Source organism: Jiangella asiatica (assembly GCF_004349065.1).
Taxonomy (GTDB): domain Bacteria; phylum Actinomycetota; class Actinomycetes; order Jiangellales; family Jiangellaceae; genus Jiangella; species Jiangella asiatica.
Genome location: NZ_SMKZ01000036.1, coordinates 26,885 through 42,403, shown reverse-complemented (window position 1 = coordinate 42,403; position 15,519 = coordinate 26,885). Strand labels below are relative to the sequence as shown.

At 74.0% G+C, this 15,519-nt stretch carries 14 protein-coding genes; 10 read left to right on the top strand and 4 right to left on the bottom strand.

Annotation, left to right across the window (positions count from 1 at the left end; genetic code table 11):
• Positions 1-58: 58 nt before the first annotated feature.
• Genes alr through E1269_RS21850 form a run of 4 tightly spaced genes read left to right on the top strand, consistent with a single transcriptional unit; the run spans position 59 to position 3,601 of the window.
• On the top strand, positions 59-1,246 hold the full coding sequence (gene alr / locus E1269_RS21865) for an alanine racemase (RefSeq protein WP_203433966.1): 1,188 nt from the start codon (positions 59-61) through the stop codon (positions 1,244-1,246).
• Entirely contained in the window at positions 1,243-2,409 is a 1,167-nt protein-coding gene (locus E1269_RS21860) for an alpha/beta fold hydrolase (protein WP_203433962.1), read from the top strand. The genes alr and E1269_RS21860 overlap by 4 nt, the downstream gene beginning before the upstream one ends.
• Positions 2,406-2,885 (top strand): tRNA (adenosine(37)-N6)-threonylcarbamoyltransferase complex ATPase subunit type 1 TsaE, encoded by a 480-nt coding sequence (tsaE, locus tag E1269_RS21855; RefSeq protein ID WP_239000987.1) that lies wholly within the window; start codon positions 2,406-2,408, stop codon positions 2,883-2,885. Before E1269_RS21860 ends, tsaE begins: the two co-directional genes overlap by 4 nt.
• Entirely contained in the window at positions 2,882-3,601 is a 720-nt protein-coding gene (locus tag E1269_RS21850; RefSeq protein ID WP_131898483.1) for a pentapeptide repeat-containing protein, read from the top strand. The genes tsaE and E1269_RS21850 overlap by 4 nt, the downstream gene beginning before the upstream one ends.
• A gap of 12 nt (positions 3,602-3,613) precedes the next feature.
• On the opposite strand, the gene E1269_RS21845 is transcribed toward E1269_RS21850, so the two are convergent.
• Together E1269_RS21845 and E1269_RS21840 are read right to left on the bottom strand one after the other, a co-directional pair.
• Positions 3,614-4,060, bottom strand: coding sequence for a PIN domain-containing protein (locus E1269_RS21845; protein ID WP_131898481.1), 447 nt, complete (start codon positions 4,058-4,060; stop codon positions 3,614-3,616).
• The gene (locus E1269_RS21840) at positions 4,050-4,283 is read right to left on the bottom strand and encodes a hypothetical protein (RefSeq protein WP_131898479.1); all 234 of its coding nucleotides are present in this window, start codon (positions 4,281-4,283) and stop codon (positions 4,050-4,052) included. The genes E1269_RS21845 and E1269_RS21840 overlap by 11 nt, the downstream gene beginning before the upstream one ends.
• A gap of 92 nt (positions 4,284-4,375) precedes the next feature.
• Between E1269_RS21840 and tsaB the strand changes: the two genes are divergently transcribed.
• Genes tsaB through tsaD form a run of 3 tightly spaced genes read left to right on the top strand, consistent with a single transcriptional unit; the run spans position 4,376 to position 6,557 of the window.
• The gene (gene tsaB / locus E1269_RS21835) at positions 4,376-5,032 is read left to right on the top strand and encodes a tRNA (adenosine(37)-N6)-threonylcarbamoyltransferase complex dimerization subunit type 1 TsaB (protein WP_131898477.1); all 657 of its coding nucleotides are present in this window, start codon (positions 4,376-4,378) and stop codon (positions 5,030-5,032) included.
• A gap of 8 nt (positions 5,033-5,040) precedes the next feature.
• Entirely contained in the window at positions 5,041-5,505 is a 465-nt protein-coding gene (gene rimI, locus E1269_RS21830; RefSeq protein WP_203433961.1) for a ribosomal protein S18-alanine N-acetyltransferase, read from the top strand.
• Positions 5,502-6,557 (top strand): tRNA (adenosine(37)-N6)-threonylcarbamoyltransferase complex transferase subunit TsaD, encoded by a 1,056-nt coding sequence (gene tsaD, locus E1269_RS21825; protein ID WP_420810659.1) that lies wholly within the window; start codon positions 5,502-5,504, stop codon positions 6,555-6,557. Before rimI ends, tsaD begins: the two co-directional genes overlap by 4 nt.
• On the opposite strand, the gene E1269_RS21820 is transcribed toward tsaD, so the two are convergent.
• On the bottom strand, positions 6,554-7,198 hold the full coding sequence (locus E1269_RS21820; RefSeq protein ID WP_131898473.1) for an HAD family hydrolase: 645 nt from the start codon (positions 7,196-7,198) through the stop codon (positions 6,554-6,556). The two genes, tsaD and E1269_RS21820, sit on opposite strands and share 4 nt — an antisense overlap.
• Before the next feature lie 48 nt (positions 7,199-7,246).
• A complete protein-coding gene (locus E1269_RS21815) occupies positions 7,247-8,572 on the bottom strand; it encodes a cytochrome P450 (RefSeq protein ID WP_131898471.1) in 1,326 nt (441 codons plus the stop codon).
• Between the two features lie 80 nt (positions 8,573-8,652).
• Here E1269_RS21815 and E1269_RS21810 point away from each other — a divergent pair, with 80 nt between their 5' ends.
• From E1269_RS21810 to E1269_RS32445, 3 genes are all read left to right on the top strand, one after another.
• A complete protein-coding gene (locus E1269_RS21810) occupies positions 8,653-10,269 on the top strand; it encodes a glycoside hydrolase family 3 protein (RefSeq protein WP_131898469.1) in 1,617 nt (538 codons plus the stop codon).
• A gap of 219 nt (positions 10,270-10,488) precedes the next feature.
• Entirely contained in the window at positions 10,489-15,234 is a 4,746-nt protein-coding gene (locus E1269_RS33895) for a S8 family serine peptidase (protein WP_131898467.1), read from the top strand.
• Between the two features lie 43 nt (positions 15,235-15,277).
• Complete coding sequence (locus tag E1269_RS32445) at positions 15,278-15,433, top strand: hypothetical protein (RefSeq protein WP_162606560.1); 156 nt, start codon at positions 15,278-15,280, stop codon at positions 15,431-15,433.
• Positions 15,434-15,519 lie beyond the last annotated feature (86 nt).

Below are 15,519 nucleotides of genomic sequence, written 5' to 3'. Positions count from 1 at the left end.
GACGGCGCGCTGCGAGGGGTGGCCGCCCCTGTCGGCACCGGCTGACACAATCGGTGCCGTGGTCACCGACGAGTACGGCCGAGGGCCCGTGCCGCACGCGCAGGTGCGGGTCGACCTCGCCGCCATCCGCGACAACGTGGCGGAGCTCTCGGTCCGTGTCGGCCGGGCCGAGGTCATGATGGTGGTGAAGGCGGACGCGTACGGCCACGGCCTGGTGCCCGCGGCCCGCGCGGCCCAGGCCGGCGGGGCCACCTGGCTGGGCACCGCGGTGCTGGCCGAGGCGCTGACGCTGCGTGCGGCCGGGGTCACCGGCCGGCTGATGGCGTGGCTGAGCTCGCCCGGAGAGCGGTGGGCCGACGCGCTGGCCGCGGACGTCGATGTGTCCGCGTCCGCGCCGTGGGCGGTCGCCGAGATCGCCGCCGCCGCGCGCGACACCGGCCGGGTCGCGCGGCTGCACCTCAAGGTCGACACCGGGCTCGGCCGCTCCGGAGTGCCGGTGAGCGGCTGGCCGGAGCTGGTGGACACGGCGCTGAAGGCCCAGGCCGAAGGGCTGGTCGAGGTCGTCGGCCTGTGGTCGCATCTGGCCTGCGCCGACGAGCCGGAGCATCCGGCCAACGACAGCCAGCTGGCGGTGTTCCTCGAGGCGGTGGCGCAGGCCAGGCGGCACGGCGCCCGGCCCGAGGTCGTGCACCTGGCCAACTCCGCGGCGACGCTCACCATGCCCGACTCCCACCTCGATCTCGTCCGGGTCGGCCTGGCCGCGTACGGGCTGTCGCCGATGCCGGCGGTGGTGTCGCCGGCCGACGTGGGGCTGCGGCCGGCCATGTCGGTGCGGGCCAGGCTGGCGCTGGTGAAGCGGGTGCCGGCCGGGCATGGGGTGTCCTACGGCCACCTCTACGTCACCGACCGCGAGTCCACGCTGGGCCTGGTGCCGCTTGGCTACGCCGACGGGGTGCCCCGGCACGGCTCGGGCGGCTCGGCCGGCCCCGGTGCTCCGGTACTGGTGGCCGGCGTCACGCGACGCATCGCCGGCCGGGTGTGCATGGACCAGTTCGTGGTCGACCTCCGCGACGACGACGTCAGCGCCGGCGACGAGGTCGTCCTGTTCGGCGACCCGGCGGCCGGTGAGCCGTCCGCGCAGGACTGGGCCGAGGCCTGTGGCACCATTTCCTACGAGATCGTCACCCGGTTCGCGCCGCGGCTGCCGCGCGTGTACGTCGACGCCGCCCTCGCGGAGCCGCGGTGAGCAAGCTCGTCGCCGCTGGCCGGACCGCCGGGCTCATCGGCACCTGGCTGGGCGTGGCCACCGCGGGCGCGGCCGTCGGGTTCGCCGCCGAACGCTACGTCATGGGCCGGTCGCTGAAGAAGGACGACCCGCACGCCACCGAGCCGTTCGGCACGCTGCGAGGCGAGCCGCGGGTGGTGACGACCGACGACGGCGTCGACTTGCACGTCGAAGTCGACGAGCCCGCCGACGGCGACACCGACCTCACCCTGGTCTTCTGTCACGGCTTCGCACTCACCCAGGACGCCTGGCACTTCCAGCGTCGCGACCTGCGCGGCACCGCCCGGCTGGTCTTCTGGGACCAACGCGGCCACGGCCGCTCCGCCGCGCTGCCGGAGGACGCCGAGCTGTCGTTCCACCGGCTGGGCACCGACCTCGGCCAGGTCGTCGACGCCGTCGCGCCGGCCGGGCCGGTGATCCTGGTCGGCCACTCGATGGGCGGCATGACCCTCCAGGCGCTGGCCGAGGCCCGGTCGGAGCTGTTCGGCGACCGCATCGTCGGCGTCGCGCTCATCGCCACCAGCGGACAGCGCCTCGACGTGTCCGGTCTCGGGCTGCCCGGGTATCTCGGCAAGCTCGCCGGCCGGGCGGCGCCGGGAGCGGTCACCGTCCTGGCCCGCCGGCCCGAGCTGGTCGAGCGGGGCCGGCGCATGGGCAGCGACCTCGCCTACGTGCTGACCCGGCGGTACGCGTTCGCCGAGGGCGGCTCGCCGCGACTGGTCGAGTTCACCGCGATGATGAACGCCGCCGTGCCCTTCGACGTCGTGGCGAGGTTCTACCCGCTGTTCGGCGAGCTCGACGCCGCCGGCGCGGTCCCGGTGCTGTCCAGGGCGCCGGTGCTCGTCGTGGCCGCCGAGCACGACCAGATGACGCCGGTCCGGCACGGCCGTGAGCTGGCCGAGGCGCTGGCCGACGTCGAGTACATCGAGGCCACCGACGCCGGCCACATGGTGCTGCTGGAACGAAACGAGCTGGTCACCCAGGGTCTGCGCGACCTCGTCGAGCGGGTCGCTCGCGCCGGCCGCGGCAGGAGCCGGCCGTGGCGCACCAGCACCCGGATCGCGGCCGTCAGGCGGGCGACGAGCGCCGCGAAGCTGCCGAAACGTGGGAAGGGAACCCGGTGATCCACCTCGACGTCCCGGACGCGGACACCATGACGGCGCTGGGCGAACGGCTCGCGGGCTTGCTGCGCGCCGGCGACCTCGTGCTGCTCGGCGGCGACCTCGGCGCCGGCAAGACGACGCTGGCGCAGGGCGTCGGCGCGGGCCTTCGCGTGCGCGGCCCGGTCACGTCGCCGACGTTCGTCATCGCCCGCGTGCACCCGTCGCTGGTGGGCGGGCCGCCGCTGGTGCATGTCGACGCGTACCGGCTCGGCGGCTGGGACGAGCTGGAGGACATCGACCTCGAGGCCACGCTCGACGAGGCCGTGACGCTCGTCGAGTGGGGCGAGGGCGTGGCCGAAGGGCTGGCCGGCGACCGCCTGGAGATCCACATCGACCGCCCCCACGACGCCGACGAGGGCGAGGTGCGCCACGTGCGGGTCACGCCCGTCGGCGGCCGCTGGGATGAGCGCGAGCTGGCGGCGGTGGTGCGCCGATGAGCGACGACGCCGTCGCGGAGCGGCTGGCCGCCGGCGGTGAGCTGGTCGACGCCGACCTCACCGGCCAGGACCTGTCCAACCTGCTGGAGTCGCCGGCACCGCAGCCGCGGGTGTTCCGGCGCTGCGACCTCACCGAGGCGGATCTGTCCCGGGCGTCCCTGCTGAGCGCGACGTTCGAGGCGTGCACGCTCGACGGTGCCAACCTGCGCCGCGCGGTGCTCGACGGCGCCACGTTCACCGGCGGCTCGGCCGCCCGCGCCGACTTCTCCTCCGGCGACGTCTCCGACGCCACGTTCACCGGCGTCGATCTCGCCAACACGACGTGGCGCGGCACCATGATCGCCGGAACCGCGTTCACCGGGTGCCGCCTGGTGGGCGCCCGGTTCGACGAGTCCCGCGGCCTGGGCTGCACGTTCCGGCGCTGCAACCTCATGCTGGCCGGCCTGAACGGCATCAGCCTGCGCGGGCAGGAGCTCGACGGGCTGCGCCTCGACGACGCCGTCCTGTCCGGCGCCGACCTGCGTGACACCGTGTGGACCGACTCCCGCCTGCGCGGCGTGCTGCTGCGCGCCGCCGAGCTGGACGGCGCGGACCTGCGTGGCGCCGACCTCGGCGACTTCGCGTTCCAGGACGCCCACCTGCTCTCCGGCGCCACGATCAGCGCGAGCCAGGCCGCGGCCATCCTCGGCCAGCTCGGCATCGTCGTCGACGGCTGACTCTCACGGCGGTCAGGCGAACGGGTCGACCACTCGCACGCCGCCGAACACAGCACCTGCGTTCAGGTCCTCGGTCAGCAGGACTCCGCACCTGGCTCGCCTGGCCGCTTCCACGACGAGGGAGTCCCACAACGAGAGCTGCGATTGCTGCGACCGGACCACTGCGGCCGCGACGAGGCCGGCGTCGATCGGGACGACGTCGAGCTGGCCGAGTACGTCGATCGCCTCCCGGGCGCGGAACCCGTCGAGCGGCCGCTTCAGCTTGCGGGTGACCGTGATGTAGAACTCGTTCAGTACCTGGGCGCTCAGCACCGCTCGCTCGCCACCGATCGCGAGCAGCGTCTGAGTCGCCGCCCGCTGCTTCCGCGGCTCATCGTGGTCGTAGCTGTACACGAGGATGTTGGTGTCGATGAAGATGCGGCCCGGGCCCGCGAGCGCCGCCGGCAGGTCACCGGTCATAGAGGTCGTCTCGCCGCCACGTCCGCCCGTCCTCGCCGCTCCCGGAGTGCGACGTGCTCGCCAGGTCGACGAACCGCCGCAGGCTCTCCGCGCGGGGATCGTCGCCCACGAACTCCTCGAGGCGTTGCCGGATCACGGCATTGACCGAGGTGCCCCGTTCCAAGGCGCGAATTCGCGCGAGCCGCAGGAGATCGTCGTCGATCTTCAGAGTCAGGTTCGTCATCGTCGCCTCCCAGCACAGGATACGCGCTGCACGTAACCCGTGCTAGCGGTCCGGGTCGTTCACCGGCGACGGGGGCGACGTAGGGTAGGCGGGTGCTGTTGCTGGCCATGGACACGTCGACGCCCGCGGTGACCGTCGCGCTGCACGACGGCGGGCGGGTGCTCGCGCACGCGACCACGGTCGACCCGCGCCGTCACACCGAGCTGCTGATGCCGCTGGTCACGTCGGTGCTGCGGGACGCAGGGGCCGCCCGCGGCGACCTCACCGAGATCGCCGTCGGGGTCGGGCCGGGCCCGTTCACCGGGCTGCGGGTCGGCCTTGCCGCCGCCCGCACGATGGGCGCGGTCCTGGACATCCCGGTGCGCGGGGTCTGCGGCCTGGACGTCGTCGCCCACGGCGCCGTAGCGGCAGAGTCGCCGGCCGGGCCGTTCGTCGTCGCCACCGACGCCCGTCGCCGCGAGGTGTACTGGGCCGCGTACGACGCGTCCGGCACGCGCACGGTCGGCCCGGAGGTCGGGCCCGCCACCGCGATCGCCGCTGAGCTCGGGGCCGTGCTGCCCGCCGCCGGCGCCGGGGCGCGGCTGTACCCGGAGGCGTTCGGGCCGGCGCTGGAGCCGGAGTACCCCGCCGCGGCCGACCTCGCCGCCGTCGTCGTCGACAAGGCCGCCGACATCCTCCCGCCCGACCCCTTGTACCTGCGCCGGCCCGACGCCACCCCGCCGGCCGCCCGGAAGAGCGTGCTCGCCTGACGTCGACGGTGCGGCTGCGGCCGATGCGGTGGTGGGACATCGAGACGGTGCTCCCACTGGAGGAAGAGCTGTTCGCCGGCGACCCGCCGTGGAGCGCGGAGCAGTTCTGGTCCGAGCTGTCCGGCGTGCCCGACACGCGCTGGTACGTGGTGGCCGAGGCCGCCGACGAGCTGGTCGGCTACGCCGGGCTGTCCGCACCCGCGATGCCCGGCGACACCGCGGACGTCCTCACCATCGCCGTCGCCGCTTCGGCCCAGCGTTCCGGCATCGGCACCGTTCTGCTGGACGCCCTGTCCGGCGAGGCACGGCGGCGCGGTGCCGCGGAGCTGCTGCTCGAGGTGCGCGCCGACAACGAGCCGGCCCAAGCGTTCTACCAGCGGCACGGCTTCGAACGCATCGCGGTGCGACGCAACTACTACGCCGGGCGGCGCGACGGTTTCGTCCTGCGCAAGCGGCTGCCGGATAATCGGTGACCGTGACCGACCAACCCTTGATCCTCGGCATCGAGACCTCGTGCGACGAGACCGGTGTCGGCCTCGTGCGCGGGACCACGCTGCTGGCCAACGCCGTCGCCAGCTCCGTCGACGAGCACGTCCGCTTCGGCGGCGTCGTGCCGGAGGTGGCCAGCAGGGCGCACCTGGAGGCCATCGTGCCGACGCTGCACCGTGGACTGGACGAGGCCGGGGTCACCCTCGGTGACGTCGACGCCGTCGCCGTGACGGCCGGGCCCGGGCTCGCCGGAGCGCTCATGGTCGGGGTGTCCGCGGCCAAGGCGCTCGCGGTGGCGCTGGACAAGCCCTTGTACGGCGTCAACCACCTGGTCGGGCACGTGGCCGCCGAGCAGTTGGAGAACGGCCCGCTCACCGACCCGGTGGTCGCACTGCTGGTGTCCGGCGGGCACACCGAGATCCTGCAGGTCGACGACATCGCCACCGCCGCGCAGCTGCTCGGCCAGACCCTCGACGACGCCGCCGGCGAGGCGTTCGACAAGGTGGCCCGGCTGATCGGCCTGAAGTACCCGGGCGGCCCCAGCATCCAGCGCGCGGCCATCGACGGCGACCCTTCGGCCATCCGGTTCCCGCGCGGCCTGACCAGCCCGCGCGACATGGACCGGCACCGCTACGACTTCTCGTTCTCCGGCCTCAAGACCGCCGTGGCCCGCTGGGTCGAGACGGCGGAACGTGACGGCGACGCGGTGCCCGTGGCCGACGTGGCGGCCGGCTTCCAGGAGGCCGTCGCCGACGTGCTGACCCGCAAGGCCGTGCTGGCCTGCCAGGAGCGCGGCATCTCGACCATGGTGCTGGCCGGAGGCGTCGCAGCGAACGCTCGACTGCGGGAGCTGACCCAGCAGCGGTGCGCGGACGCCGGCATCGAGCTGCGGCAGCCGCGGTTCTCCCTGTGCACCGACAACGGCGCCATGATCGCGGCCTTGGGCGCCGCCGTCGTGGAGCGCGGCCTGCCGCCGTCGTCGTTGGACTTCGCCTCGGACTCCTCGCTCCCGGTCACCGAGGTGCTGGTCGGTTAGAGGCGGTCGACGACGGCGGGCAGCTCGCCCAGGTCGTCCAGCACCACCGCCACCTCCTTCACCACGTCCGGGTCCGGCGGGAAGTGCGGATTCGGGACGGCGACGACGGTCATGGCGGCGGCCAGTGCCGAGCGCAGCCCATTGGTGGAGTCCTCGACCGCGACGCAGCGGCCCGGGTCGACGCCCAGCTGCCGCGCGGCCTCGAGGTACACATCCGGCGCGGGCTTGCCGGCGGACACCTCCTCACTCGACACCGCGACCCGCACCACGTCGTCGAGGCCGGCGAACCCCAGGAACGACCTGATCAGCACCGGTGGCGACGAGCTGGCGATCGCCACCGGCCGCGCCGCGGCGACGGCCCGGACGGTCTCGACCGCGCCCGGCAGCACCGGCGGACCGGCGGCGTACCGGCGCGCCATCTCGGTCACCACCCGCTCGGCGGCCTCGTCCGGGGCGAGCCGTGCGCCCAGTCCCTCGACCAGGTAGGCGGCCCACTCCGGGGTGCTCATGCCCTGCATGGCCCTGGTGGCGGCGTCGGTCCAGGCGCCACCGTGCGCGGCGACCACCGACCGCCGCACCTCGTCCCACGCCCGCTCCGAGTCGACCAGCACGCCGTCCAGGTCGAAGACCACAGCATCCATGCGGCCACGCTAGCGCCAGCCGCGCTCACTCAACGGGGGGATCGAAGGTCAACGGGGGTCGGGGATCAGCCAGAGGCCGCGGCGCGGGCGCAGGGTGATCAGCGGGTCCAGGCGCAGGGGGCGGTCCGGCACCGGGCGCAGCCGCCAGCGCCGGGCGATGGTGACCAGCCCGAGCACCGCCTCGGTCCACGCGAAGCCCTCGCCGATGCACCGGCGCAACCCGGCGCCGAACGGGAAGAACGCCCACCGCGGCCGGCCGGGGTCGCCGTCGCCGAGCCAGCGGTCCGGCTCGAACGCGTAGGGCCGCGGCCACCAGCGATGATCGTGGTGGACCACCCACTGCGGCAGCACGACGAGGTCGCCGGCGGCGATGACCTGCCCGTCGACCTCGTGGTCGGCGATGGCCTGGCGGCCCATCATCCACGACGGCGGATACAGCCGCAGCGCCTCGGAGACGACCGCCCGGCAGAGCGGGAAGCGGTCCAGGTCCGGTGGCTCGTCCCCGGCGGCCGCGTCGACCTCGGCATGCACCCGGGCCTGTACGGCCGGGTGGTGAGCCAGCAGGTGCAGCGCGAAGGCGAGCGTGTTGGCCGTCGTCTCGTGACCGGCCAGAAGAAGGGTGACGGCGTGGTCGCGGACGGCGGAACGGGCGACCGGCGAGCCGCCGGTGACCCCGTCCCCGGCACCGTTCCCCGAGCCCAGCAGCAGCGCGGACAGCAGGTCGCCGCCGTCCTCGCCGGAGCGCTCACGGTCGGCGAGCATCCGGTCGACCAGGTCGTGCAGGCTGGTCCGGCCCCGCCGCAGCCGCCGCAGCGGGCCGACCGGCAGCCCCTGCAGCCGCTCGCTGAACGGCAGGAACGCCAGCTTGTACGCGCTGAGCAGGTCGGCGAGCGCAGCCTCGACCGTGGCGACGTCGGCGTCCAGGTCGGTGCCGAGCAGGGTCGCGCCCGCTGTCTCGAGCGTCATCCGGACCGTCGCGGCGTGCACGTCGACCGGCTCGCCGGGCCGCCACGACGTCGACGTGACGGCGGCCCGCTCGGCCATGACCCGGGCGTACCCGTCCACGCGCCGGGAGTGGAAGGCCGGCTGGACGACCACGCGGTGCTGCCGGTGCACGTCGCCCTCGGCGGTGAGCAGTCCGTCGCCGAGGACCACCCGGGCTCGCTGCAGGACCATGCCCTTGCGGAATCGCGCGGCATCGCTCACCAGCACCGAGCGCACGTGGTCGGGGTGGCTGAGCTGCCAGACCGGGTACGGGCCGAGGCGGAACCTGGCGACGTCGCCGTGCTCGCGCTGGACCGCGGTGACGAAGCCGAGCCGGTCGGCCTGGAACGTGAGCAGGTCGCCGACCACGGGCAGCGAGCGGCTGGGCATACCTCTGACGCTACGAGCGCCGACCCGTCGCCGCCAGCGTTCCGGCCCGGCCGGTTGCGGGCCGTGGCAGACTGGCGTCAATGCGGCGACTGCTCCTCCTACTCGTCGGCGCCCTGGTGCTGGCGGCCTGTTCCGACGACGGCTCCGGTCCGGCGACCCAGCCCACCGAGCCCACGGCCAGCCCGCCGACCACGAGCCCGTCCGAGACACCGTCGCCGACGCCCACCCCGCCGCCGCTGGCGTGGGGGCCGACCCAGGCCGAGTACGACGAAGCCGCGCGGATCGTCTCGGACCTTTCGGTCGAGCGGCAGGCCGGGCAGGTCATCGTCGCCCGGTACGCCGGGCTGGAGCCGCCGGTCGACCTCATCGCTGAGCTGGGCCTGGGCGGCGTCATCCTGATGGGCGACAACGTCGAGTCGCCGGAACAGGTCAGCCGGGCGAGCGCCGCCATCCAGGAGGCCGGTGCCGGCGACTACCCGGTCATCGTCGGGATCGACCAGGAGGGCGGCTCGGTCGCCCGCATCCGCGAACCGGCCACGGAGTTCCCGGCCTACATGACGCTCGGCGCTTCCCGCGACACCGCGATGGCCACCGACGCCGCCCGCGCCAGCGGCGAGGAGCTCCGCGCGATGGGCTTGACCATGGTGTTCGCGCCGGATGCCGACGTCACCACCGGCCCGGACGACCCCACCATCGGCAGCCGCTCGGCCTCGTCGGATCCTGCGCTGGTCGCCGACATCGTCTCGGCGTCGCTGGCCGGGTACGCCGAGTCCGGCATCGTCGCCGTCGCCAAGCACTTCCCGGGCCACGGCTCGGTGCCGGCGGACAGCCACGAGGAGCTGCCCGTGCAGAGCGCCGGTCTCGACGAGCTGCGCGCCCGCGACTTCGTGCCGTTCCAGGCCGCGGTCGCTGCCGGCGCGGAAGCCGTCATGGTCGCGCACATCGACGTGGAAGCCGTGGACCCGGGCGTGCCGTCGTCGCTGTCGCCGGCGGTCATCGGGCTGCTCCGCGACGAGCTCGGGTTCGACGGCGTCGTGGTCACCGACGCGCAGGACATGGCCGCCATCAGCGACGGTTACGGCTCCGGTGCCGCGGCGGTGCGCTCGCTCGCGGCCGGCGCCGACATCGTGCTGATGCCGGCCGATCCCCGGGCCGCCCACCAGGCCATCGTCGACGCCGTCGCCTCCGGGGAGCTGCCCGCCCAGCGGCTGGCGGAGGCGGCCATCCGAGGGATCGCGCTGATGTTGCACCAGGCAGCCGCTGGAGCACCGCCGGACCCGGGCGTGGTGGGGTCGAATGGCGGGTTGTCGTACGAGGAGTCCCTGGCCGGCGTGACGGTGGTGGCCGGTGCCTGCGAGGGTCCGCTGGTCGGCGACACGGTCCAGGTGGTCGGCGGCACCGACCTCGACCGGGCCCGCTTCACCGAGGCGGCCCAGGCGGCCGGGCTCACCGTCGGCTCCAGCGGCGAGGTGGTGCGGTTGTTGGGCGGCACCGACTCCGGCGCCGGTGACGTGGTCGTCGCCCTGGACACGCCGTACGCGCTGGGCGCGAGCGACGCCCGGGTCCGGATCGCGTTGTACGGCCGGACGCCGGGAGCGTTCCGGGCCCTCGTCGACGTGCTCCGCGGCGCCGCACCGGCCGCCGGAATGCTGCCGGTCCTCGTCGACGGCGTCGAACAGCAGGGCTGCCCCGGCTGACCCCACATCACCAGGCGTTCCTGTGCCTCACCAGGGTTACGAGCGTGGTGGAGCACACACGATCCTCGTGATGTCGGCGATCGTTGATGATCAAGGGGCCAGCAGGGGCGGCGACGCCCCAGGCCGGCGAGCTGGGAAGTGACCACTCACCAAGCGGACAGCAAAAATGGTGACCATTGGTGATGGATCGGGAAAGGTGCGCGGCCACAGACTGCCGGAATGGAGAAGGCCGGCGTCCTCCCCGCTCACAGCGTCCTGCGGCCCTGCCTCGCGGCGGGACTCGTGCTGGTGCTCTCGCTGATGGCCGGTGCCGACGTGCGATCCGCGGCGGCGCAGCCGGAGGCGCCGGCCGACCTCCGAACCGGCGACGAACCCGGCGACGAACCCACGGCCGAGACGCTGCCTGACGACACCACCGGGCTGTGGATCGTCCAGCTGGAGGAGCCCGCGGTGGCGGCCTACGGCGGCGAGGTCGAGGGCTTGGCCGCGACCAGCCCACGGCTGACCGGCGCCGACGAGCTGGACACCGGTACCGCGGCCAGCCGCGCCTACCGTGACCACCTGCGCGCGGAGCAGGACGACGTGCTCGAGCGTATCGACGACGAGCTGGGCCGCGACGTCCCCGTGGAGCACCGCTACCTCAACGCGTTCAATGGCCTGGCCCTTCAGGTCGACGCGGACGAGGCGGCGGCGCTCACCGGGCTGGACGGGGTCGTCGCGGTCTACCCCGATACCGAACGCGAGCTGGAGACCGACGTCAGCCACGAGCTCATCGGCTCGGCCGCGGTGTGGGAGGGCGAGACGGCGTCCGGGACCGGCACCCGCGGCGAGGGCGTCGTCGTCGGCGTCATCGACTCCGGCATCAACCCCGAGCACCCCGCGTTCGCGGCCACCGACGGCGACGGGTACACGCACACCAACCCGCTCGGCTCGGGCACCTACCTCGGCGTCTGCGACCCCGACCACCCCGAGCACGAGGCGATCTGCAACGACAAGCTCATCGGCGCCTGGGCCTTCCACCCGGCCGCGAACGATGCCCGCGACGACGACGGCCACGGCAGCCACACCGCCAGCACCGCCGCCGGCAACGTGCACGAGGCGGCCGTCCAGGCCGGGGCCGACACGATCACCCGCACCGTGCAGGGCGTGGCACCTCGGGCGAACATCATCTCGTACCTGGTGTGCTCGCCGCAGTGCCCGTCGTCGAGCGTGCTGGCAGCGGTCGACCAGGCCATCGCCGACGGCGTCGACGTCCTCAACTACTCGATCTCCGGCACCGACGACCCGTGGCACGACCCGGTCGACCTGGCGTTCCTGGACGCCTTCGAGGCCGGGATCTACGTCTCCGCGTCGGCCGGCAACGACGGACCGGGAGCCGGCACCGTCGCCAAGAGCGGCCCGTGGAACGCCTCGGTCGCGGCCAGCAGCCACAGCCGGATCTTCGCCCAGGAGCTGGACGTGACCGCCCCCGCGGACGGCCCGGCCGGGCTGCCCGCGGTCCCCGGCACCGGCCCGGCGATCACCGCCGACCTCGAGGGCGAGCTGCGCGTCGCCGACGACGCCAACCGCACCGCCTGCGCTCCGTTCGCCGGCGCCATCTTCGACGGTGCGATCGCCCTGATCGAGCGCGGCGGGTGCACGTTCGCCGACAAGGTCGGCTACGCGGCGGCGGCCGGCGCGGTCGCCGTCGTCGTCTATGACACGTTCGACAGCCCGCCGATCGTCATGGGCGACCTGGAGACCTCCGCCATCCCGTCCGTGATGACGACGCGCGATGCCGGCGAGGCGCTGCGCGAGCTGGCCACGGCCGCGTCGGTGACCGTGCGCCTCGGCGCCGCGGTGACCCTGCAGTTCGACGAGAGCTGGAACGACGTGATGGGCGGGTTCAGCTCGCGCGGCCCGTCCCGGTTCGAGATGCTGGCGCCGACGTTCACCGCGCCGGGCGTGAACATCCTGGCCGCCGGCGCCGGCAGCAGCGACGAGGCCGACCACTACCTGGTGCTGCAGGGCACGTCCATGTCGTCGCCGCACGCCGCCGGCGCGGGGGCGCTGCTGACCGCGCTGCACCCGGACTGGTCGCCGGCCGAGATCCGGTCCGCCCTGGCGTCGACCGCCGACGACGACAGCGTGCTGGCCGAGGACGGCCGGACCGCCGCGACCCCGATGGCGATGGGCTCGGGCCGGCTGGACCTGGAGCAAGCCGGGCGGGTCGGGCTGGTCATGGACGAGACCCACGCGAACTTCGCCGCCGCGGACCCGGCCATCGGCGGCGACCCCAAGACCTTGAACCTGCCGGCCCTGGTCAGCAACGGCTGCGTCGAGACCTGCGACTGGACCCGCAGCGTACGCAACGCCGCCGATGTCGAGGCCAGCTACACCGCGGTAATCGAGGCTCCGCCCGGCATGACCGTCACGGTCTCGCCGGAGACGTTCACCCTGGCACCGGGCGCGACCCAAGAGCTGGTCGTCACCGCCGACGTAAGTGGCCTGCCGGAGGGCGAGCGGGTGTTCGGCGACGTCGGGCTGGAGACGACGGCCACGCACCCCGACGGTGCTGCGGTGGCCGGCACCCACTACCCGGTGGTCGTCGTGCCGGAGGCGGCGGCGCCGTCGATGACGCTGGACCCCGGAGAGGTCGCGTCGACCCAAGGGCCGGACGAGACCACGTCGCACATGCTCAGCATCGGCAATACCGGAAACGCGGACCTGACCTGGAGCGTGACCGACGAGGCGGGCCCGCGCACGCCCGTCGTCGAGACGGCCCCGATCGCGACGGCCGAGGACGCCACCGCGCGCACGTCGTCGACCGGTGACGGCTCGGCCCAGCTCAGCACCCGCGGCGAGCCGGGCGCCGTCGTCGTCCCGGAGTCGACGTCGCAGGCGGACCAGTACACGACCACGCTGACCCACTCCGCGTCGCAGGGAATCCAGCCGGGAGCCTCCGCGGCCTGCAGCCCCGACGACGGCCAGAGCACCGTCGCGAACTCCTACCTGCGCACGTTCACCCCGCGCGAGTTCGGTATCACCGGCGAGTTCGGCGTGACCGCGGTGTCGTTCGGCGTCGAAGCCGTCGCCGGGTCGCCGCAGACCATGGACGTCAACCTGTACACGCTGGACGCGCAGCCGCTGACGTACGCCAACCTCACCCCTATCGGCACGGCCAGCATCGAGGTGGAGCCGCAGAGCCTGACCATGGTCGAGGTCCCGGTCACCGGCATGGTGCCGGACGGCGCGACGCTGGTGGTCGAGGTCGCGGCGCCCGACGCGGCCGGCGCCGGCGCGTTCTTCATCGGCGCCAACGGCGCGGGGCAGAGCGCACCGTCCTACATCGCCGCGCCGGGCTGCGGTCTGACCGAGCCCACCGACGTCGCCGAGATCGGCCGCGACGGCATGCACATCGTCATGAACGTCATCGGCGAGGCCGACACCCCCGCGTGCGACCTTCCCGCGCAGACGCCGTGGGCGCAGGTGCGGCCACTGTCGGGCACCGTCGGGCCCGGCGGCGAGCAGCAGGTCGAGGTGGTGCTCGACTCCGCCGGGATGTCCGCCGGCACTCACGACGCCACGCTCTGCCTGCGCAGCAACGACGCCGTCCGGCCGCTGCGCCCGGTTCCGGTGCGGCTGGTCGTCGAGGAGATCCCCGCCATCGACGTGGCTCCGCAGGCGCTCGACGTCGCGCAGCCGACGGACACCATCACCGAGCACGAGCTCGCCATCGCCAACGTCGGCGACGGCCTGCTGGAGTGGTCGATCGAGACGGCGGCCGGCGCACCGGCGGCGAACAGCGCCACGGCCGCGGACGGAGCGCTGTACGACAACGGGCCGGTCGTCACCCACCCGGCGGCCGGACCGGACGGCTCGGACCGCAGCGTGATGCAGAACGTCACGCTGGGCATGACGACGCTCGGCGTCAACGGCGGCGCGTCCGCGGGCAACCGCCTGGCCGACGACTTCACCGTCACCGACCCGTACGGCTGGGACGTCGAGGCCGTCACGTTCCTCGCGTACCAGACCGGGTCGTCGACGGACTCGACCATCGACGGGGTGACGCTGCGGATCTGGGACGGTGAGCCCGGCGCGCCCGGCAGCGAGGTCGTATTCGGCGACACCACCACCGACCGGCGCAGCGACACCGCGTGGTCCGGCGCCTACCGGGTGTCGGAGACCAACCTCGACACCGCGCGGCCGGTCATGACGGTGACGGCGGCGGCCGGGGTCCACCTGGAGCCGGGCACCTACTGGCTGGACTGGCAGTTCGCCGCGGACTCCGGCACTGGGCCGTGGCAGCCGCCGGTCACCGTCCCCGGCGAGCGGGTGACCGGCGACGGCCGCCAGCTCGGCGCCTCCGGCACCTGGCTGGCCGTCGTGGACGCCGGCACCGGGACTGCGCTGGGCCTGCCGTTCACGGTCACCGGCACGGCCACCCCGGCGCCGGCGTGCGACACCCCCGAGGACATCGCGTGGCTCGACGTCACGCCGGACGCCGGCACCGCAGTGGCCGGCAGCACCGGCACGGCGACGGTCACCGTGGACGCCACTGGCCTGGCCGCCGGTGCCTACACCGCCCAGCTGTGCGTGAACAGCAACGATCCTGCCTCCCCGCGGGTCACCGTCCCGGTGACCCTGACGGTGGAGGAGGCCGCCGACGTCACGCTCAGCGCGGACGTCTCCAGGGTCCGGACCGGGTACGACGCCGTTCTCCAGTGGTCCGGGCCGACATCGCAGGAAGTGGAGGTTCGACGCGATGGTCACCTACTCGCAACGACGGACAACGACGGCACGTACACCGATCAGCTCGGCCGGCCCCGGCCGGGGACGGTCCACACGTACCAGGTCTGTGTCTCACCCGACGACGCAGCTGGCGCGGCCAGTGCGGCCGAGCCGGCCAGTGCGCCCGCTGGGCCCGCGGCCTGGTGCTCCGCGGAGGTACGTGTGGGGGTCGGTCAGCTGGACCACCCGCGTTGACAGCTATTTCTCCTGGTGACGAACGGGTGACGTGGTCAAGACCGTGAACCTGAACCAACCCGGCCGCCCGATGGCCAGCGGCGACGAGCCCGCGTTCGACGACACCACGGACGGGCCGGAACCGGCTCCCGCACCGGTCCCAGAGCCGGTGCGGGAGCCACCGGACCCCGGGGACGACGACGGCTGGGTCGAAGTCTGAGCGTCTCCTGGTCCGCTGGCCGTCCACGCCGGCCGGCGCGATGAGACCGCGGCACGGCGGTGACCAGCGGGCTACACTGCCGTCGA